The sequence below is a fragment of the Oceanicaulis sp. genome (genome assembly GCF_965249665.1).
GTDB lineage: Bacteria > Pseudomonadota > Alphaproteobacteria > Caulobacterales > Maricaulaceae > Oceanicaulis.
Genome location: NZ_OZ252247.1, coordinates 326,673 through 345,651, shown reverse-complemented (window position 1 = coordinate 345,651; position 18,979 = coordinate 326,673). Strand labels below are relative to the sequence as shown.

The following is an 18,979-nucleotide window of genomic DNA, read 5'->3' as shown; positions in this document are numbered from 1 at the left end:
GTTTCTTTTGTGCGCGATAAAATACCCGATGTCGGCTGCTTCTCAGCATTGTGTGGGCGACTCCTAGCTCATTTCGGCGAAAAGGTCGACTCTGCTTGAGCTTGCTGGACTGACGGGGCCTGACCTGGACCAGCTGAAGGCGAGGGTGGGACGTGCGTTGCTTTTCATCACTCTTTTCCAGATGGATTGAGGGCGCTCTCTGCGTGTGATCTGCGATCTCTCCCCCCTCCGCCTCCCTCCGCCTCACCCACCCCCGTCTTCCGGCGACGCGGGCGGGACGCCCATTGCGGCGCGTTGGGCGGGGGTGAAGTCTTCGTCGGGGTTCAGCCCGGCCTGCTGGCGCAGATGCGCGGCGAGGCGGTCGAGCCGGGCGTCGAGCTCGTCATAATAGCGCGCGCCGTCCTCCTCCGCGTCCACGGGCGCGGGCGCAGCGCCGCTTTGCATCCGCTCATAGCGTTCAGCCAGCCGCAGCGCCTGCTCGGCCTGGCGCAGATGTCCCGCCTCGGTCAGGCGCAGGGCGCGCTGTTTCAACCCCCGCGCCATGGCCCGCCATTGCTCAGGCGTGATGTCGGGGGCGTCGGTCTCTTCACGCTCTGTCCCACACTGAACCCCCGGACTTGATCCGGGGCCGCCCTCCGCGTGCGGCGCTGTATCCTGATGGAGGTCCCGGCTCGCGCTGCGCGCGTCCGGGACTTCAGCTGAATCAGAGACGGGAGCGCCCAGCCCCCGCCCCGACGCGGCCCAGGCCGCCGCCTCCAGATCACAAACGCGAAAGCCATAGGCCTCGGCCCAGCGATAGATGGTGCTCACCCCTACGCCACAGGCGCGCGCGATCTCGGCGGTCTCCACCCCCGCCTCCCGCATCGCCCTTGCCCGGGCGATCCTCGGATCGGTGATGTCAGATGTCTCAGCGCTCATGCCCGCAAGGATAGGGGGTGAGGACGGGGTGGGGGATAGGGTGGCGTTGAGAGGCCCCTCAAAGTGGATTGATTGTTGTTTCTGAGAGGAAAAATCATGATATCCAACTGAAAACTCGCTTTTCAGGCTTTTCACAAAGACGCAACACAAGCTAAAGAGTTTTAAAATCAGGCATGTGAGGCTGTCTTATTTGGAACTGACATTCAAAACAAAGCAGCTCAGAGACATTGTTGAGAGCGCTGCAAGAAACAGGGCTGCCTTCGGAGCGTCTAGGAGCAAAAGGTTTCTCGCTCGCATTGCACAGCTGGAAGCTGCTGAAACCTTGAATGATTTACCACCACCTCCGCCTGAGTTGCAGGAGGATGAGTTGATCATTTCTGCAGCTCAGGGAATATGGATGCATGCTATTTCTGGGCATTCAAATGAATTGAATCCGCCTCGCTTAGCGGAATGGCAAACGATGCAACGGCTTCACATCACAAAAATCAGAAGGGGTGAAGATGAGTAACCTTGATACTGATTGGGTGGTGCACCCATCAGAAACTGTTTTGGACCTTTTGGATCAGCGAGAGGAGTCTATCGACAGTTTCTTGGGGGCTAATATTGAACAAATTGAGTGGGCAAAAGCATTCCTGATGGGGATTGAATCGATTAACGAAAGTGCTGCATCGAGATTGTCAGAATATTTAGGCGGTTCAGAATCCTTCTGGATAAAGCTACAGGAGGATTATTCAAATAAACTTGAGAGTTTAATTGAAAGCGATGTGAAAAGCTATCGACAATGGCTATCTCAATTCAATTATAATGAAATTTCAAAAAAATCATGGCTTCCAAAAAGCCGAAAGAATTCTGAAAAGCTAGGTTATTTATTTAGTCTTTTTGAGATTTCAGACTTGGGCGAGTGGGATGAGGGTCCTGGAAAGTTGCCAGAACACGTCGCATTCAGAAGGAATAAAGAGGCAGGGCATGATAACCATGCTTTATCTGCTTGGATAGCTATATCTAAAAAATCTGCGATGTTCCAAAATGTGAACGTGTATGATCATAGCAGGGCACTTGAATTGGTGCCTAGTTTGAGAGAGCTCGTACTAGAAAAAGACACACATTTAGTTTTGTCTTCATTGAAGAAGTTTTTAGCATGTGCAGGAATCCGTTTTGTACTTCAGGATGCTCCTGCAGGCTGTTATGTTAGCGGTGCTGTTGTATCGTGTGATGATGCTCGTCCCCTTATAATTTTAACCACTAGATACAAAACTGACGATCAGTTTTGGTTTTCATTCTTTCATGAATTGGGGCACGTTCTGCTACATGATTGGCGAGAGGGCTTTATAGATTCAGATCTATCAAATGATGGAGCATTAGAGGCCGAGGCAAATTCATATGCTCAACATTTGTTAGTGCCCATGGATCAATTGCATAAATTAATCGAAAATTTGCGGAATAAAAGTGCCATACAAAAGGTTAGACTTATCATGAAAACGGCGCGTTCTTGCGGTGTTACACCTGGTGTGGTGGTCGGCCAGTTGCAGCATCATAAGTCTATCCCTTTCTCACATTTTAATAAACTTAAGAATAAAATGTTTTAATCATCCTCTAAACAGTACGTACTGTTCGGGAGATTTCTGCCAATTACAAAGCGCATCTTCTAGTACTTGCATGGTAAGATCGCATTTCTCGCCCAGCTCGCTTAACCACACATCCAATTTAACAGGTGGTATAGCTTTATCAGTGTTACCGTTAAAAAGTAGTTGTGCTCCAGGTCTAGGGCCGGTTGCTCCTGTCATATATGTTTTTCCGGGGCTTATAGGGGCTAGCCCCAATTTCCCAATCATAGTTAAGTAGTCAAACTTTCCCAATCTCCCAAATCGGTAAACTTTCATATCGCGGTATAGATAATCGAAAACGTCATGCGGGTTCTGCCCTACCTTGTCATGTGAGATTCTTATTAGATCTCTGTGTGAATTATTTGAATTGATCCAATCAATATACGATTTGATAGCTTTGGGTGTCGTTTTAAGGGACTCATATTTTCTATGGTTGCTAAAGCAATTTGACCCAGTGACATCTAGAATAGCTTCTGAATTATTTGAGATCCAGTCTGATATCTTTTGTGAATCTAGCGAAGAGGTCTTCCAGTCCCATAAGTGGTTGCCAAGTGCACCGTATACAACTGAAGTCAGAATCCATCCCTTGCGTATGTGCTTACCAAAGTGGGTTGCTAAGAATACAAGCCAGCACGCTTCATCATGATTCCCTTTTTGAGCGTGTAGAGCTGCTGCTTTGAGGGGATCAAATAGATCGGATCTTGGGTCTGCCCGTAAAGGACTTATATCCCGTTCGTAGAATGTCTGGACGTACTCAATTCTTCTTATGCTATCAATCAATTGATAAATAAGGCATTCGCGATAGCGCTGCTTATGTATTCCAGGAAGCTTTTTACAGGTGTTATCAAATTTCAGCAATGAAGACTGAATTTCTTGAAAACGAACTTTATCTTTTTTACTAAGTCCCTTCAAAACAACCCTCCTTCATTTTCCTCTTTGTGTGATATATTTCTCACTCTTCTGCCAAGGTATGAATCATAATAGGATGTGGAAATATATTCTTTTACTTCTAAAGCCTCTCTTAGTGTTTGCATCTTTGAAAGACCTTGTTTAAATATATCAATTATCTTAAGAATCTGAACCAAATCAGACCAATAGTCATCAAGTTCACTTTCTTTGTGGTTCTCGTAATTTCCATTTCGTATTTTATTGGCGTAATCGGTGAATGCTGAAATGGCAGTCAGTTGATTTCCTGCTGGCATACTTGGCATCTCTTTTATCGATTGCCAGCCTTCATTCAGGTAGCTTTGTGCGCTTTCGATATCATCCTCGTATAGATGAAGGCTTCCGACAAGGTGATGATACTTTCCAAGCTTTTTCCCAAGGGCGTTTGCAACTATTTCCTGAATCATTGTGAAGCAAAAGATATCGTGAGGCAGTCCTTTATAGGCATCGTTGGATCTCATATGGGTGATGAGATGTAAGGAGTGCCCGCGTATAAAAAATTGAAGGCTACAGGTGCATGGGATGTCCTTGTGGTCTTGCAGAGAGTCCACGGGATCGAATATTTGAATGATAGCTTTGCGTGTATTGGGTTTTCTCGTCAGTTTTTCTATCACAAATGATAATTGATCGTACCCGTTTCTATAAAAAATGCGAGGTCCGTACGCGCCATATACTATTAAGCCATCATCGGAAAATTTATCATAAATCGGAATGTAGTATTGTATGTCCTTTAGTCGATCGGACTTAGACATATACCAAATAAATTCACCTAAGCAGCTGGCTAAAGTATTTTTTGAGTTTGAACGGCTTAAACGATTTCGAGGGTTGTTGAGCGTTAGATTGCATGCCAAAAGCTCCCTGTTGGGGCCTTTTGTGGGGGATACGACAGAGCGGACCTTCAATAGCCTAGTTAATACTTTTCTAAGTAGATCGTCCAAGCTATTGTCAGTAAAATTCAATTTTTCCTCTTTGTATTCTGATCTTTGTATTTGAATTTTTATTCATTGATCTTTGTTTAAATTTTTTATTTGGTCTCTAAGTTCTGCAGCTTCCTCGAATTCAAGGTTTGCTGCCGCCTCTCTCATGCGTTTCTCAAGATCCGCGATCGTGGCCTTGAGATTGTTCGGTTCAAAGGAAGCTTGCTCTTCTGCAACCGTCAAGCGTTTTTTGTCCCGCTTTTTCCCGCGGCCCTTGGCGGTTTCCTCCATCACGCCTTGCAGGATATCGCTGACGCCGCGGGTGACGGTGCGCGGGGTGATGCCGTGCTCGAGATTGTGGGCGATCTGTTTCTCGCGGCGGCGCTCGGTCTCCTCCATCGCCCGCTCCATGGAGCCGGTGATGCGGTCGGCGTAAAGGATCACCCGGGCGTCGGCGTTCCGCGCCGCGCGGCCAATGGTTTGGACGAGGCTGGTTTCAGAGCGCAGGAAGCCTTCCTTGTCTGCATCAAGAATGCCCACAAGGCCGCATTCGGGGATGTCGAGGCCCTCGCGAAGCAAGTTGATGCCGACCAGGACGTCGTATTCGCCCAGACGCAGATCGCGGATCAGCTCGATCCGCTCCACCGTGTCGATATCGGAATGCATGTAGCGGACCTTCAGCCCCTGCTCATGCATGTATTCGGTGAGGTCCTCGGCCATTTTCTTGGTCAGGGTGGTGATGAGGGTGCGGAAGCCCGCTTCGGCGGTTTTGCGCGCTTCCTCGATAATGTCATCGACCTGGGATGAGGTGTCGGTCTGCACCGGGCGCACTTCCACCGGCGGGTCGATCAGGCCGGTGGGGCGGATCACCTGTTCGGTGAACACGCCGCCGGTCTGGTTCAGCTCCCACTTTCCGGGCGTGGCGGAGACGTGCAGGGTCTGCGGGCGCATGGCCTCCCATTCCTCAAATTTGAGGGGGCGGTTATCGAGGCAGGAGGGCAGGCGGAAGCCGTGCTCGGCCAGGGTGCGCTTGCGGCTGAAGTCGCCTTTGTACATGGCGCCGAGCTGGGGCACGGTGACATGGCTTTCGTCGATGAAGACCAGCGCGTTGTCGGGCATGTATTCAAACATGGTGGGGGGCGGCTCGCCGGGTTTGCGGCCGGTGAGATAGCGCGAATAGTTCTCGATCCCCATGCACGAGCCGGTGGCTTCGAGCATTTCAAGGTCAAACTCGGTGCGCTGTTGCAGGCGCTGGGCTTCGAGCAGCTTGCCGTTGGCCTCCATCCATTCCAGGCGCTCCTGCAGCTCCTTTTTGATGCTGACAATGGCCTGGTTCAGCGTCGGGCGGGGGGTGACATAGTGCGAGTTCGCGTAGACGCGGACCTTCTCAAGCGTGCTGATCGGATGGCCGGTGAGGGCGTCGAACTCGGTGATGGACTCGATCTCGTCGCCGAAAAAGCTGATGCGCCAGGCGCGGGCGTCATAGTGGGCGGGGAAGATCTCCAGCACATCGCCGCGCAGCCGGAAGGTGCCGCGCTGGAAGGCGGCGTCGTTTCTTGTGTATTGCAGCGAGACGAGATCGCGCATGACCTGGCGGGGGTCTTTCTCCGCCCCCACCTCGAGATCGAATACCATGGCGGTGTAGGTCTCAACCGAGCCGATGCCGTAAATGCAGCTCACCGAGGCGACGATGATGACGTCGTCGCGCTCCAGGATCGCGCGGGTGGCGGCGTGGCGCATCCGGTCGATGGCCTCGTTGATGGTGGACTCCTTCTCGATGAAGGTGTCCGTGCGCGGCACATAGGCTTCGGGCTGGTAGTAGTCGTAGTAGGAGACGAAATACTCCACCGCATTATGGGGAAAATACGCCTTGAACTCGCCGTATAACTGGGCGGCCAGGGTTTTGTTCGGCGCCAGGATCAAAGCGGGGCGCTGAACGTTTTCAATTACTTTCGCCATGGTGAAAGTCTTGCCGGAGCCGGTGACTCCGAGGAGAACCTGGTCCTTCTCCGACTGATTGACCCCCTCCACCAGCTCCGCGATGGCCTGGGGCTGATCGCCGGCGGGTTCATAGTCGGACACCATCTGGAATTTCTGCCCCCCCTCCGATTTGTCCGGGCGGTCAGGGCGGTGCGGGGTCCAGTTCGCAGGCAGGCTCAGCGGATCCTTGATGGATCCGGACACGGGTTTGTCCAGCACGAAATCGGCCTGGGCCATGTCCTCGACGCCTTGCGGGGCGAGGGCGCTATCATCACGGGTCAGCTTGGGCATGAGGGCAATATGGGGGCGCTGCAACGGGTTGAACAGGGGGCGCGGAGCTGCAAGTCTTGTTTAACCGTTTGTGAGGCAAGGTGCTGGTCACGGACGTCAATCAGCAGGGTCGCTAAAGCGCCATGTCTCAAGGCAGTTTTGAACGAATCCGGGTGCTTATCGTTGAGGATAACGCCCATATGTCCTCGATCCTGCGCACGATTCTGCAGGGCTTCGGGGTGCGCTCGGTGATCGAAACCCGAGATGCCGCGGATGCGTTCGAGCTGATGCGCAACGCCAATCCGGATCTGGCGCTGGTGGATTACATGCTCGGCGATGTGGACGGGCTGGAGTTCACCCGGCTGATCCGCACCGCCTCCGACAGCCCCAACAAGTATTTGCCGATCGTTATGGTGTCGGGCCATACCGACCGCTCGAAAGTCTTCGAAGCGATCAATGCCGGCGTGAACGAGTATCTCGCCAAGCCCGTCCGACCGGTGGATCTGTACAATCGCCTGGTGACCCTGATCGAAAAGCCGCGGCGCTTTGTGAAGACGCCGGGCTATTTCGGTCCCGACCGCCGCCGCCGCCAGGATCCGCGCTATGCCGGTCCCTACCGTCGGATTGGCGACAAGGAAGAGGGCAAGGGCTAGGCCTGCGCGGCGTCCAGCAAGGCGCTGATGTCTGCATCTGTCGTACACCAGCTTGTCACGAAACGGGCCGAACCGTCCGGCCAGCTGTAAAATCCGGCGCCCGCCTCGCGCAGATGAGCGGCGAGTGCGTCCTCCAGACGAATAAAGACTTCATTGCCGTCAGTCGGATGCACCAGCTCTGCACCCTCCACGGTCGCCAGCCCGTCGGACAGACGCTTCGCGGCGGCGTTGGCCTGCCTCGCCAGATCCAGCCAGAGCCCCTTCTCCAGCCAGGCGCCCATCTGGGCGGAGACATAGCGCATCTTGGGGAGCATCAAGCCGGCGCGTTTCTGATTGGCGAGCAGCTGGGGCAGGCGGTCCGTTACGGACGGGAACAGGATGATCGCTTCACTGGCCATGACGCCGTTCTTGGTGGCGCCGAGGCTCAGCGCGTCCACGCCGCGCTTCCAGGTCATCTCCGCAGGCGTACAGCTCAGCGAGACCAGCGCGTTCGAGAAACGCGCGCCATCCATGTGAACATGCAGATCGCGCCCTTTAGCCTGCTCGATCAGCCTATCGAGCTCGTCCAGCGTATAGGCGCAGCCTGACTCATTCAGCTGGGACAGGCTGAGCACGGCGGGCGGCGTGGCATGGACGAAATCACTGGGCCATTGCTTCAAAGTGTTGGCCAGCGCCTGCGGGTGAATTTTGGCGTGCTCGCCCGCCAGCGGCAGCAATTTGGCGCCGCGGGTGAAAAACTCCGGCGCACCGCGTTCATCGCGATGGATGTGCGCTTCGTCATGGCACAGCACCATGGCGTCCGGCGGACACAAGACCGACAGCGCCAGGGCGTTGGACGCCGTCCCGGACACCGTGAAGACCACCTCAAGCTCAGTGTCAAACAGGTCGCAAAGCTGCTGCTTCACGGCCTGGCTGACCGGGTCGGCGCCATAGCTGGGCGCAAAGCCTTCATTTGCTTTTGCAAGCGCATTCAGTAGCGCAGGATGGGCGGGAGCGGTGGTGTCAGACAGAAAATTCATGCAGCCAATGAGCCGCAATCTGTCAGCCCCGTCAATGATCTGATCTTGGCGATATGAACAGGGCGCACTCAGGTGCGCTCTGCATAACCGTACGGGCTGCTCAAGAGCCTTATCAGGCGACCATTTCCGCGCCCGCCTCAACCAGTTTTTGTAGGGCCTCGGAGGTGAGGGGCGTCATGAATTTCAGGCCGGCCGTGTCGTCGCGAATCCAAACCACTGTGGCGCTTCCACTGATAATCGGCGTTGTCAGTACGACAGTCTGTCCAACGCGAATGTCGCTGCAGATGACGCGAATACCATTATGGGACGCGTTCACAATGCAAATATCGCGTTCCAGGTCATCAGCCAGCAGCGTGGCGTTATACTGGGTGTCGTGACGGTCTTCCTTACGGTTGTCGGCGGCTTTGACGGCCTCCTGAACGATCTTGGGAATGCCGGTTTTGGCCTCGTCGGCTCTCGTTGACATCGTCGTCACCAGCTTGGCCATTTCCTCGGCGTCTTTGCTGGACTGATTGCTGGTCTCCACCAGCGTGGCGATATGCTCGCTCACGCGCGTCATGGCCTGGCTGTTTTGCTCCACGAACTGGGAGAGCGAGCCGGTCGAGGCGGACTGCTCTTCCATAGCGGCGGCTACAGACGCTGTCACCTCGCCAATATTTTCGATGGACTGGCTGATGGTGTTCATCGCCTCCACCGTTGATTGGGTCCGGTTCTGAATCTGGGCGACCCGCTCGGCGATCTGGCTGGTGGACTGATTGGTTTGCGCCGCCAGAGCCTTGACCTCGCTGGCGACCACCGCGAAGCCCTTGCCGGCATCGCCAGCGCGCGCGGCCTCGATCGTGGCGTTCAGCGCCAGAAGGTTGGTCTGCTCGGCGATATCGGTGATCAGACTGATGAAGTCATTGATCTGCTGGGCGGCTTCGTTCAGCTCTTCAACGCTCTGGCGCGACCGGTCTGCTTCTCCGATAGCGTCCCGGGCCAGCTGGTCGCCCCGCGTGATCTGCTGGGTGACTTCGCCGATGGCGGCGGAGAGTTCCGAAGCAAGCTCAGCGGCGCGTCCGGAGTGTTTCACATTCTGCTCGGTCGCCTGGGTCACCTGGTCGGCAGTTTGGCCGGCGCTGGCGAGCCGGGCGCGGATCGTCTCACTGCTGGTGGCGAGGGTTTGCGCGGATTGGGCCACAGATCCCACAGATTCTACGGTCGCCGCCTCCACATTGTTCGCCATTTCGTTCAGCACGCGACGTCGTTCCTGCATCGCTGTGTGTTCCTGACGCGTCTGTTCGCGCACGGCAGTCTCTCGCGCGGCTGTCGCTTCGCGAAAGGCGATGGCGGTCCGCGCCAATACCCCGATTTCGTCTCGGCGCTCAGCGCCCTGGATATCGACGTCTGGTTCTCCGGCCGCCAGCTGACGCAGGGCTTCGGTGATTTTGCCCAGAGGCACGACGACCGAACTCATCAGGGCAATGGTGCTAACGATCGTCAGCAGAAGGGCGCAGGCGGTCAAAGCCAGTTCAAACAGGGCGACATTGCGGGCCTGATCCTGGGCGCGTCGGGCATACTCGATGATGTCCTGCGCCAGCGCTTCTTCCAATCCCATCATCAGTTCAATGCGCGCTGTGGTCAGGGCGAACCAGTCCGTTCCAGCGATGTCGGCCAGCGGCGCGCCATATCCGGCGGCGATCAAATTCTCGCGCGCGTCGATGACGGCTTGCGCTTGCGGTTGAGCCAGCATCTCGTCCAGCTGTCGGCTCCAGTCATCGTCCAGCAATTCCCTGAATTCAGTCAGGTACGCATCCTGATTTGAAATCAGACGCAAAGCGCGCTGGTGCAGGGCGGGGTTGATCTGTCCGGAGGCGTACACATTCGAGCCGACGGCGCGTTCAATACCGGCGTTTTCCTTGGCGTGCATAATGTTCAGAAGGCCGACCATGCGGGTCGACAACTCACCCGAGGCTGACGAATGAGCCAATTCGGCCACCGTCTCCAGCATGCTTGTGATCGTCTGGGTGTAGGGGCGCACCGTGCCACCCAGATCGAGTGACAGGGCGTCAATCTGTTGGCGGTGCGCGTCCAGCGCGGCCAGACGGGTGTCGATGTCTTGCAGTTTTGTTCGCAAGGCGGGGGCGTTCAGAATTCCGGTTACGTCCTGGCGGGCGGCCCTGTACCGCGCCAATGCAGTGTCCGTGGCGTTGCGTTGATCGTCCAGAAGACGCTGATAGTTGGCCTCGCCACCGCTGCCGACAAAGCCGGCTGACCGGCCACGCTCGCGCTGCAGCTCATGCACCAGCTGGCTGATGTCGCGCGTAAACACAGTCGCTTCTTCAGCTTTTTTCATGCTTTCGGCCAGACGCCAGTCCTTGAGAACCAGGGTGGACGCGAAAAACAGCAAAGCCAGGATGGGCAATAACACCGAGGCGACCATGCGCCAGGTGATCGGAACATTCGACAGCATGGAAACAGCCTCCAGATAGGATGGGCAGAAGCCTTTCCTGTTCGGGTTGCTGGTCGCTTAATCATGCGCGCAGCGCGCGAATGGGCAGGGTGTTTGACGGGCTAGTCCGGATCGGGAAGCCGATTGCCCAGATTGTCTGTTCTGGCGTCCTGATCACGTTGCATGGCGCGGGTCACGCCGGGGGTGGCGATTGCGTCACGGCGCGCCTCGCTGAGCGCCAGCATGATGCGTTCAACCTGAGCGGGGTTCGCGCCCAGCTGACGCAGCTGGAACGCCATGCGATCCATGTCTTCGATGAATTCCGGCGACGCCTCGCCCAGGGCCTGAAGACCAAAGCGCGCCAGCTCGGCGGAGCGCGCATTCGGCCCGTCCGGACACTCTCCCGCTTCCAAATTGGCTTGAGAAGAGGAGAGGCAAAAGCTCTCTCGCACCGTGCCCACCACGCCGTTCAGGGACAGGGCGATTTGAAAATCGGCGGGGTTCAGGCGGGTTTCAGCCCGCGCCAGAATATCGGCGAAGCTGGGCAGCCGGGCGGGCGCGCGTGGGGGCGACGGGGTGATCTGGGTTGTCGCCACAGGACCATTTGCGGACGCAGTGGCGGGAGCGACCGGCTGACCCACGCCCGTAGTGCGCGACCCGGATCCGTTCGCGGGCGTATTGGCCGGGACGGCTGGATCGGTCGTGTCTGCCGCCGGGCCGGGCACGGGTTCGTCAGGCGACAGAGCCTCGTCCACAGGGGCGTCCGCGCTGGGGTCTTCAGAGGGAACGGGCTCAACGGCGGCGCTTTCGGTCACCGGCGCTGGCTCCGCAGCCGCCGGGTCAGTTTCAATCTCCGCCAGCGGCGGCTCGACCAGACGGGCGTCGCTATCAGCGTTCGGGGCGCTGACGGTGTAAAAGCGAACATCCAGGACTTCCGAGACGCCCGTAATCCGCAAGAGCTCCGCTGGAGGGGTGCGGACCAGCAGCGCCAATAGCGCCAAATGCACACTGATCGCCAGAGTGAGCGGCAGGCTGCGCCGGATCGCATCGCGCAACCGGTCAAGGCTGAGGGCGGGGAGCAGGGAAGCGGAGAGAGTCACAACGCAACAGATGAGGCCATTGCGCCGGGGTTTCAATCTCGTATCAGTCGCTCAGGGCGCCGAGAACTGTCGTTTGGGGCGCCTCATTGGCGATAAACAGGGACTCTGCGCCGCTGGCCGATCCGGCATACAGCGTCCAGGCGGCTGCGACCAGGCACAGAGCCGCGAGGCTGAGGCCGAGAAGACCCATGCTGGATGTGTTCTGCTTCATCGTCTCGCCCTCCCTGAACCTGCCGAGTGTCCGGTGTGTGAACCGAACCTGAATTAGCTTCGAGCCGTCACAGGGCGGCTCCGGGGCTGAAATCGGGCGAAGGCGAGGTCAAATGTGTTGATTTGTGGGCGGCGCGGTTGTGCGCGATGGCCGGGGGGCTAGGCTGGCCATGGATCACGGGAGTATGTCGCCATGTTGACCGCGTTTCTGGGGCCTGAGGGCAGTTTCACCCATCAGGCCGCCGAGCAGCTGGTCCCGCAAACCAGCCTGCTGGATCCCCATGATACGCTTGAGTCGGTCCTGGACGCCTTGCGCGGCGGCGCCGCGCGGTATGCAGTCGCTGCGATCGACAGCGCCGCCGGGCCAATCGCCGAAACGGTCGCGGTGGTGGAGGCGGGCTGGGCGCAAGTGCTGGCCGAGCACGCCATCGAGATCCGCTTTGATCTGTATCGCCGCACTGATGACGAGTCCCCGCTGATCGGCCTTGTCGGCCATGAAAAAGCGCTGGCTCAGCTGGCGCCCTATATCGACAACAAGCGCTTGCGCACACGTGCTTTTGCTTCAAATACTGCCGGCCTGGTGGCGATCTGCGCTGAGTCCGAGCCTGGATGGGGCGCCGTAGGGCCGCCGGGACTGGCGCAGGCCTATGGGTTGAGGGTGGCCGAGCGCGCCATTGAGGCGCCGGCGCGGCTGGTGACCCGCTTTGTTTTGTTGCAGCGTAGACCTGATTGATGCGCTGCAGCGAAATTTATTCTTGAGGAGTATGTCCATGACCGAAGATGCATCCGCCGCGCAGGATTTGCTGCGTGCTTCCAAGGCGCTGTCCCGCGTCAAGCCGTCGGCCACCATCGCGGTCAGCCAGAAGGCGCGCCAGCTCAAGGCGGAGGGCAAGGATGTCATCGGTCTGGGCGCAGGGGAGCCTGATTTCGATACGCCCGATCACATCAAGGAAGCGGCGATCAACGCCATTCGGTCCGGACAGACCAAATACACCAATGTGGACGGGCTGCCGGAGTTGAAAGAGGCGATTTGCGCCAAGTTCAAGCGCGATAACGCTCTTGAGTATACGACCGCTCAGGTGAATGTGTCGCCGGGCGGCAAGCCGGTCATCTATAACGCCTTCCTGGCGACGCTGAACCCCGGCGACGAGGTGGTGATCCCCGCGCCTTACTGGGTCAGTTATCCCGAAATGGCGCTGTTGTGCGGCGCGGAGCCGGTGTTCGCCTCCGCCGGCGTTGAAGACGGCTTCAAGCTGACGCCGGAAGCGCTGGAAGCGGCGATCACACCCCGCACGCGCTGGGTGATCCTGAACTCTCCCTCCAACCCCACCGGCGTCGCTTATACAGCGGACGATCTCAAAGGCCTGGCCGCCGTGCTGGAGCGCCATCCCCAGGTCCTGATCCTGACCGACGACATGTATGAGCACCTCGTCTATGACGATTTCGAATTCGCCACCATCGCCCAGGTCGCGCCCGGTCTGTATGACCGGACGCTGACCATGAACGGCGTGTCCAAGGCCTACGCCATGACGGGCTGGCGGATCGGCTACGCCGCCGGGCCGGAGCGGCTGATCAAGGCCATGGCCAAGGTGATGAGCCAGACCACCTCCAATCCGTGCTCGATCAGCCAGTGGGCGTCAGTGGCGGCGCTCAACGGCGATCACGGCTTCCTGAAACCGCGCAACGCCGCGTTCAAGGCGCGCCGGAATTCCATGCTCGAGAAGCTCAAGGACGCGCCGGGCCTCATCGCGCCGACGCCGGAAGGGGCGTTCTACATCTTCGCCGATTGCGGCGGGCTGATCGGCAAGACGTCCCAGGGCGGTCAGTTCCTGAAAACCGATCTGGATGTGTGCGAAGCCCTGCTCACCGAAGAAGGTGTGGCGGTGGTGCCGGGCACGGCGTTCGGCGCGTCCGCGGGCTTCCGCCTGTCCTACGCCACTGATGACGCCGCGCTGGAAGAAGCGGGCAAGCGTATTGTCCGGTTCTGTCAGGCGGCCGCTGAGTCATAGAGAAAACCTATAGGGTTCTTTGAAAAACTCAGTTGGCGTTCGCGCGTGATCATCTCCACATTACGGCTATGGATTTCACCGCAAAGGAGGCGGCAATGGACATCAATATGGGTCTGAGCAAAGAGCAGCGCGAAACCATGGCCAAGGCGGTCACGGCGCTCCTTGCGGACACGTATGCGCTCTATTTCAAGACGCACGCCTATCACTGGAACGTCACCGGTCCGCGCTTTCACGACCTGCACACCATGTTTGAAGAGCAATATACCGAGCTGTGGACGGCCACCGACGACATCGCCGAACGCATCCGGGCGCTGGGCGTGCTCGCCCCGATCTCGTACGAGGAAATGGGCGCGTCCGCCAAGATCAAGCATGACGCCTCGACCCCGGACGCCAACACCATGGTCGCCAATCTGGTGGCGGGTCACGAGCAGGTTGTGCGCACCGCGCGTGAGGCTCTGAAGCAGGCTGAAGAGCATGGCGATGAGGCGACGTCGGATCTGATCGCCCCGCGCATCACCTTGCATGAGAAAACGGCCTGGATGCTGCGCGCGACGCTGGGCTAGGTCCTCAAGCTCCGCCGCTCATGAAAAACCCCGCCAGCGCTGACGCTGGCGGGGTTTTCTGTACGTGCGCTCGAGGGGGAGGGTGCGCACGTCCATGACGTTGATGGCGGCTGACTAAGCCTTCTATAAAAAGAAAAGAGCCGGCCCCGCATCTGCAGTGGCCGGCTCAGTTTTGCATACCCTATCGGGGAGGAGACGGTATGCGCTCAAAGGGGAAAGCAGACAAAGCATCCGCTGTCGGGGGGGTATATGCCCCCCGCCCGCGTTTGAGACAACAGTCCGTTCGCCATAGCCGTTATGCGTTTTTGCGGGGCTGCAACAATTGTGTCAGAAGCCTGCCTCAATCGTGTCGCAATTGACTTCAAGGCGCCCCGAAACGGGACAAAATCGCTATTCGCGCCAGAGTTTGACTTCTTCCATGATGAAATCACGGAAGGCTTTGACCCGCCGGGACGCGCGTAACTCCTCGGGGAAAATCAGATAGACCTCAAACGGCGGTCCCTCGACGGTGTCAAGAATCCGCTTGAGGCGGTCGTTCTCACGCGCCACATAATCGGGAAGGCCCACAAGGCCCAGCCCGGCTTCGGCCAATCGCATCATGCCGTGAATGGTGCTGGCCTCGGCCAGCGCTTCGCGAGGTTTTTCACCGGGCTCCCGGCCCAGGTCGAGATGCCAGTTGAGTTTGGGGATCGGCGCGAGATTGCGGGGTCCGTATCCGACGAAGTCATGGCGGTCCAGATCGTCAAAACTCTCCACCGCGCCCTTGCGCTGCAGATAGGCCTCTGACGCGTAGAGATGCTGGTCCACCACCATCAGCTTGCGCTGGATCAGGTCGTTCTGGGTCGCCGCCCAGGGGCGCAGCGCCACATCCGCCTCGAGGTTTGCTATGTCGAGTTCATGATCGACCAGAAGCAGGCGCACACGTATTTGCGGATAGAGCGCATTAAAGCGCGCCAGTCTCGGCGCCAGCCAGGTGGCGCCCATGGCGGTGGGCGCGGTGACCCGCAACAAGCCGCTGGGTTCATCGCGGCAGTCGAGCACATTGGCTTCGGCGAGCGCGATCTTGCCGGCTACATCCTTGCTCGCCTCAAACAGAACGCGCCCCGGCTCGGTCAAAAGCAAACCGCGCGTATGGCGATGAAACAGCTTTACCCCCAGCTCGCCTTCAAGCGCTGATATCTGGCGACTGACGGCGGATTGAGACAGGGCCAGCGCTTCCGCCGCGCCGGTCAGCGATCCCACTTCAGCGGCGGCGTGGAAGGTTTTGAGCTTGTCCCAATCCATGAGGGGAACGCCTTTATAATTTGATTGTCATGCCGTCAGCGAGAGAGTTGCGATAGGCGCGCCAGGCCGGAAACAGCCCCAAAGTGGCCGCGGCCCCAGTAACGGCGCCGACAATGGCCAAATCGTAAAGTCCGGGCGTCAATCCCGGCAACAGAATGCCGAACCGCGCCTCCAGAAACGGGGAGAGCACGCTCAGCGCGCCATAGGTGGCCAGGGCGCCCAGAACAGCACCGGCAAGGGCGACAAGGGCCGCTTCGGCCACCAGCAGCACAAAGACATGCCCAGGACGTGCGCCCAGAGCGCGCAGGATCGCCATTTCGCGCCGTCGCTCGTTCAGGCTGGTCAGAATGGCGGTCAGGATGGACACCAGACCTGTCAGCACCACAAAGGCCGCCACAGCGGCAAGGGTGCGTTCGGCCACCCCGACAATGCTCCACAGCTGGGACAAGGCCACGCCGGGTATTACAGCCTGCAGCGGTTCCTCAGGATAGGTGTTGATCGCGCGCTGCAGCCGCAACGCCGCCACCGGGCTGTCAAGGCCCAGGAAAAATGCGGTCAGCTGGTCTGGCGTCAGGTCCATGGCGCGCAATTCATCAGCGGAGAGCGTCGTGCCGGATCCGGTGGCGCCGCCCATATGGATCGCTTCGATCGCTTCTAGCGTCACCATGACGGACTGGTCGAGCGGCGTGCCGGTCGGCGCCAGCACACCCACCACGGTGAATGGATTGTTGTCATGTTCGATAAAGCCAATCTCGCCCATGCCATGGGCGACGATGATGGATTCACCCGTCTGATAGCCCAGCTCCCGCGCGACCCCGGCGCCGATCACGGCTTCAAACAGGCTGTCGAAAGACTGACCGCTGGCGAACTCCAGATGGCGCCCGCGGCCATACTGGTAGTGTTCGAATATGCTTGGCGTTGTTCCGATGACCCGGTGCCCGCGATGGGAATCGCCAAGGCTGATCGGCACGGTCCACGCCACGCCCGGCGCGCTCGCCACCGCCTCATAGCTTTCCCAGGTGATGTTGTTGGTGGCGTCGCCGATGTGAAACACTGAATAGAGCAACAGGTTCACAGGGCTGGAGCGCGCGCCGACGATCAGGTCCACACCGGAAATGGTGTTCTCAAAGCTCTCTCGCGCGCCATGGCGCACCTTCTCCACGCCCAGAAACAGCATCACCGAAATGGCGACGGTCAAAACGGTCAGGATAGCGGTGGCGCGGCGGTTGGCGATGGAGCGCAGGGCGAGGTTCAGGACAGGCAGACGCGCCATCATGCAGGCTCCTTCGCGCCGACGGTGTTGATCTCGCTCAGATCCATCGCGCGATCAAATTGCGCGGCGAGCCCGCCATCATGACTGACAAACAACAAGGCGGCGCCCGAGGCGGTGCATTCTTCCTTGAGCAAGGCGATGAAGGCGTCCCGGCTGTCCGCATCCAGCGCCGAGGTCGGCTCGTCCGCCAGGATCAGTCCCGGCTTGCCGATCAGGGCGCGGGCGGCGGCGACGCGCTGCTGCTGGCCGACGCTGAGATTGGAGGCGCGTTGCGACCAGACTGTTTTGGCGTCAAGGCCCAGCCGTTCGAGCAGGCGGCGGGCTTCGGCCTGTTCGCCGCCGGCGGCTTCGGCCTGGCGCGCACGCTCGGTGGAGAATCGGCAGGGCAGCATGACGTTCTCGCCCACCGGCAGATAGGGCAGCAGGTTAAACATCTGGAAGATCACCCCCAGATTCGCCGCCCGAAATGCGTCCCGCTCCGCCGCGGACAGGGTGTGCATCGCCTGGCCCAGTATTTCGAGATCGCCCGAGCGAGGCTCCAGAATGCCGCAGATCAAGCCCAGCAGGGTGGACTTGCCCGAGCCGCTTGCGCCGCGCAGGAAAATTCGCTCACCGGCCTCGATCCGCAAGGCGTCGATGGCGATCACATCTGGCTGACGCCGTGCATAGGCGAAGCGCAAATCAGACAGGGCGAGGGCGGGGGGCGCAGGCGTTGAGATCATACGCAATTATGTAACGCCGCTGCTGCGCCCCGCCAAGTGAAACCGGGGTGACTAGGCTGCGTCAGACGCCTTGTCGCGAGCAGCGTCGAGCGCAGCGAGATAGCGCTCCGCTTCCAGCGCCGCCATACAGCCCATGCCCGCCGCCGTAATGGCCTGGCGATATTTGTCATCCGTCACGTCCCCTGCGGCGAAGACGCCGGGAATGGTGGTGGCGGTGGAATCAGGCGCTGTGACCAGATAGCCGCCCTCTTTGGTTTCCAGCTGTCCCGTGAACAGCTCGGTCGCCGGGGCATGGCCGATCGCGATGAAGACGCCGTCCGCCGGGCGTTCGCTGATCTCGCCGGTCTTGACGTGTTTCAAACGGACGCCGGTGACGGATTTAACCGGCTTGTCCTCGCCGGTGACTTCTTCCAGCTCGCTGTCCCAGATCACTTCCACCTTGGGGTGGTTGAACAGACGGTCTTGCATGATCTTTTCCGCGCGCAGGGAATCGCGGCGGTGCACCAGCGTCACTTTCGAGGCGAAGTTGGTGAGAAATAGCGCTTCTTCCACGGCGGTGTTGCCGCCGCCGATCACGAAGACTTCCTTGTTACGATAGAAGAAGCCGTCACAGGTGGCGCAGGCCGAGACGCCATAGCCCTGATACTCCTGCTCGCTGTCCAGGCCCAGCCATTTGGCGCTGGCGCCCGTGGCGATGACAACCGCGTCGGCGGTGTAGATCGTGCCGCTATCGCCGGTGAGCTTGAACGGGCGAGCGCTGAGATCGGCGTCCACGATCAGGTCATCGGCGAAGGCCGTTCCCATGTTTTCCGCCTGCGCCTTCATCTGCTCCATTAGCCAGGGACCCTGAATGGGATCGGCGAAGCCGGGATAGTTTTCCACATCGGTGGTGATGGTCAGTTGACCCCCCGGCTGCATGCCGGCGATCAGGAGCGGCTCAAGCATGGCGCGGGCGGCGTAGATCGCGGCCGTATAGCCGGCGGAACCGGAACCGATGATGACAAGTTTGGCGTGACGGGTCTCGGCCATGGCCGGCTCCTTCGTAAGCATGGGCCGCGCACTAAACCCTGAGTCGGGCCGT

At 58.8% G+C, this 18,979-nt stretch carries 18 protein-coding genes; 6 read left to right on the top strand and 12 right to left on the bottom strand.

Going from position 1 to position 18,979, the window contains the following annotated elements; translation table 11 throughout:
• Window positions 1–243 precede the first annotated feature (243 nt).
• Window positions 244–918 carry a helix-turn-helix domain-containing protein gene (locus ACP154_RS01760; protein WP_421857399.1) on the bottom strand — a complete coding sequence of 225 codons (675 nt, stop codon included), beginning with the start codon at window positions 916–918 and terminating at the stop codon, window positions 244–246.
• Between the two features lie 190 nt (window positions 919–1,108).
• Here ACP154_RS01760 and ACP154_RS01755 point away from each other — a divergent pair, with 190 nt between their 5' ends.
• Window positions 1,109–1,426, top strand: coding sequence for a hypothetical protein (locus tag ACP154_RS01755; RefSeq protein ID WP_421857401.1), 318 nt, complete (start codon window positions 1,109–1,111; stop codon window positions 1,424–1,426).
• Complete coding sequence (locus ACP154_RS01750) at window positions 1,419–2,504, top strand: ImmA/IrrE family metallo-endopeptidase (protein ID WP_421857403.1); 1,086 nt, start codon at window positions 1,419–1,421, stop codon at window positions 2,502–2,504. The genes ACP154_RS01755 and ACP154_RS01750 overlap by 8 nt, the downstream gene beginning before the upstream one ends.
• Here the strand turns inward: ACP154_RS01750 and ACP154_RS01745 are convergent, their stop codons facing one another.
• The 3 genes from ACP154_RS01745 to uvrB are packed head-to-tail and all read right to left on the bottom strand — an operon-like array spanning window position 2,505 to window position 6,601.
• Window positions 2,505–3,434 carry a hypothetical protein gene (locus ACP154_RS01745; protein WP_421857405.1) on the bottom strand — a complete coding sequence of 310 codons (930 nt, stop codon included), beginning with the start codon at window positions 3,432–3,434 and terminating at the stop codon, window positions 2,505–2,507.
• Window positions 3,431–4,426, bottom strand: coding sequence for a thymidylate synthase (locus ACP154_RS01740; protein ID WP_421857407.1), 996 nt, complete (start codon window positions 4,424–4,426; stop codon window positions 3,431–3,433). Before ACP154_RS01740 ends, ACP154_RS01745 begins: the two co-directional genes overlap by 4 nt.
• Window positions 4,427–4,468: 42 nt before the next feature.
• Window positions 4,469–6,601: an excinuclease ABC subunit UvrB gene (uvrB, locus tag ACP154_RS01735; RefSeq protein WP_421861413.1), complete on the bottom strand. Its 2,133-nt coding sequence runs from the start codon at window positions 6,599–6,601 to the stop codon at window positions 4,469–4,471.
• A gap of 176 nt (window positions 6,602–6,777) precedes the next feature.
• Between uvrB and ACP154_RS01730 the strand changes: the two genes are divergently transcribed.
• A complete protein-coding gene (locus ACP154_RS01730; RefSeq protein ID WP_107711390.1) occupies window positions 6,778–7,287 on the top strand; it encodes a response regulator in 510 nt (169 codons plus the stop codon).
• Here ACP154_RS01730 and ACP154_RS01725 read toward each other — a convergent pair.
• From ACP154_RS01725 to ACP154_RS01710, 4 genes are all read right to left on the bottom strand, one after another.
• Complete coding sequence (locus ACP154_RS01725) at window positions 7,284–8,306, bottom strand: threonine aldolase family protein (RefSeq protein WP_421857409.1); 1,023 nt, start codon at window positions 8,304–8,306, stop codon at window positions 7,284–7,286. The two genes, ACP154_RS01730 and ACP154_RS01725, sit on opposite strands and share 4 nt — an antisense overlap.
• Before the next feature lie 112 nt (window positions 8,307–8,418).
• Complete coding sequence (locus ACP154_RS01720; protein WP_421857411.1) at window positions 8,419–10,758, bottom strand: methyl-accepting chemotaxis protein; 2,340 nt, start codon at window positions 10,756–10,758, stop codon at window positions 8,419–8,421.
• A gap of 101 nt (window positions 10,759–10,859) precedes the next feature.
• Entirely contained in the window at window positions 10,860–11,837 is a 978-nt protein-coding gene (locus ACP154_RS01715; protein WP_421857413.1) for a hypothetical protein, read from the bottom strand.
• A gap of 43 nt (window positions 11,838–11,880) precedes the next feature.
• Window positions 11,881–12,048 carry a hypothetical protein gene (locus ACP154_RS01710; RefSeq protein WP_421857415.1) on the bottom strand — a complete coding sequence of 56 codons (168 nt, stop codon included), beginning with the start codon at window positions 12,046–12,048 and terminating at the stop codon, window positions 11,881–11,883.
• A 192-nt stretch (window positions 12,049–12,240) separates the two neighbouring features.
• On the opposite strand from ACP154_RS01710, the gene ACP154_RS01705 reads away from it, so the two are divergent.
• The 3 genes from ACP154_RS01705 (at window position 12,241) to ACP154_RS01695 (ending at window position 14,619) form a co-directional block, all read left to right on the top strand.
• Complete coding sequence (locus ACP154_RS01705; protein ID WP_421857417.1) at window positions 12,241–12,780, top strand: prephenate dehydratase domain-containing protein; 540 nt, start codon at window positions 12,241–12,243, stop codon at window positions 12,778–12,780.
• 37 nt (window positions 12,781–12,817) lie between these two features.
• The gene (locus ACP154_RS01700; RefSeq protein ID WP_421857419.1) at window positions 12,818–14,056 is read left to right on the top strand and encodes a pyridoxal phosphate-dependent aminotransferase; all 1,239 of its coding nucleotides are present in this window, start codon (window positions 12,818–12,820) and stop codon (window positions 14,054–14,056) included.
• Window positions 14,057–14,151: 95 nt separating this feature from the next.
• Window positions 14,152–14,619 (top strand): Dps family protein, encoded by a 468-nt coding sequence (locus ACP154_RS01695; protein WP_107713569.1) that lies wholly within the window; start codon window positions 14,152–14,154, stop codon window positions 14,617–14,619.
• 390 nt (window positions 14,620–15,009) lie between these two features.
• On the opposite strand, the gene ACP154_RS01690 is transcribed toward ACP154_RS01695, so the two are convergent.
• From ACP154_RS01690 to trxB, 4 genes are read right to left on the bottom strand one after another with little or no spacing between them, the layout of a single operon-like run.
• Entirely contained in the window at window positions 15,010–15,903 is an 894-nt protein-coding gene (locus ACP154_RS01690; RefSeq protein ID WP_107711384.1) for a LysR family transcriptional regulator, read from the bottom strand.
• 13 nt (window positions 15,904–15,916) lie between these two features.
• Window positions 15,917–17,176 carry an ABC transporter permease gene (locus tag ACP154_RS01685; RefSeq protein ID WP_421857422.1) on the bottom strand — a complete coding sequence of 420 codons (1,260 nt, stop codon included), beginning with the start codon at window positions 17,174–17,176 and terminating at the stop codon, window positions 15,917–15,919.
• Window positions 17,176–17,898, bottom strand: a complete 723-nt coding sequence (locus ACP154_RS01680) for an ABC transporter ATP-binding protein (protein ID WP_421857424.1) — start codon at window positions 17,896–17,898, stop codon at window positions 17,176–17,178. Before ACP154_RS01680 ends, ACP154_RS01685 begins: the two co-directional genes overlap by 1 nt.
• Window positions 17,899–17,949: 51 nt before the next feature.
• Window positions 17,950–18,927, bottom strand: a complete 978-nt coding sequence (trxB, locus tag ACP154_RS01675) for a thioredoxin-disulfide reductase (protein ID WP_421857426.1) — start codon at window positions 18,925–18,927, stop codon at window positions 17,950–17,952.
• Between the last annotated feature and the right edge of the window lie 52 nt (window positions 18,928–18,979).